The 838-nt window shown below is 39.6% G+C and carries 1 protein-coding gene and 2 pseudogenes; 2 read left to right on the top strand and 1 reads right to left on the bottom strand.

What is annotated here, in order from left to right; all coding sequences use genetic code 11:
• A pseudogene (locus AB4512_RS25520) lies at nt 1-176 on the bottom strand (ATP-binding cassette domain-containing protein); the annotation flags it as partial.
• A gap of 185 nt (nt 177-361) precedes the next feature.
• Here AB4512_RS25520 and AB4512_RS19405 point away from each other — a divergent pair.
• Entirely contained in the window at nt 362-556 is a 195-nt protein-coding gene (locus AB4512_RS19405; protein ID WP_017061218.1) for a hypothetical protein, read from the top strand.
• Between the two features lie 189 nt (nt 557-745).
• Nucleotides 746-838 (top strand): annotated as a pseudogene (locus tag AB4512_RS25515) (DUF1768 domain-containing protein); the annotation flags it as partial.

The raw sequence follows: 838 nt of genomic DNA, 5'->3' as shown, positions 1-838 counted from the left end.
TTGAACAGTATCTCTCCCTCTGTCGCAGGGTAAACCTTGGTCATCAATCGTGCGCAGGTGCTTTTCCCGCAGCCTGATTCTCCGGCTAAGCCGAAAATCTCGCCTTAGCCTATGTGAAAGCTAACGGATTTGATTGCATTGAAAGAGGGGAAAATGAGAGTTGGATCAAACCACATTTCTTATGGGGAATCTTTTAAATATAATTGCAGAAAATGGCTTTGGCAAAGTTTAAATGAGGCATTTATTAATTAGCTTTGTGAAGCGTCGGAATCATCACACTTCAGTACAGAATTTCTTAACAAGCGAAAAAGCATTTGCTACAGATTACCTGTCCATTACATGGTGCTTTTCGGAGGAAAACATGTCCATTAATTCTATCAACCATGATGAAATGACAAATATTGCAAACAAGTGGGATGCTGAAGAAGAAGTATCTTTCAAACCAGAAAAGAAAATGAAGTCTGCTGAAGCTCGTCGTCGTATCGAGACTCTAAGAGAAATTAGAGAAAGCGGTTTGAGTCTGGAAGAAGCGAGGGAGCTAGGTCTTATTCACTAATAATCCCCATTGCATTTAGAAGGGTGGCACAACGCCACCCTTTGATTTATAAGTGTTTTTTCATGTTTCCTATCCAGATTTAATCAACTCCTTGATTCTTTGGCTCACTGTTCTGTTTAGCCTAACCCTTTTGATATTACGCTTTTCAGATGAAAAACACGCACATGGCATACTCTTGAGCTAAGTTGTTTGACAGTCATATTCAACGCCACTAATTTTAAAGTTAAAGCAAAAATATGCGATGTCGTTGGTAAGGAGAAGGCTATGTCTAATTCTGTGGCT

This window comes from Vibrio sp. 10N.222.52.B7 (genome assembly GCF_041474275.1).
In the GTDB taxonomy this organism is placed as follows: domain Bacteria; phylum Pseudomonadota; class Gammaproteobacteria; order Enterobacterales; family Vibrionaceae; genus Vibrio; species Vibrio crassostreae_C.
This window is presented reverse-complemented; position numbering and strand designations above follow the sequence as displayed.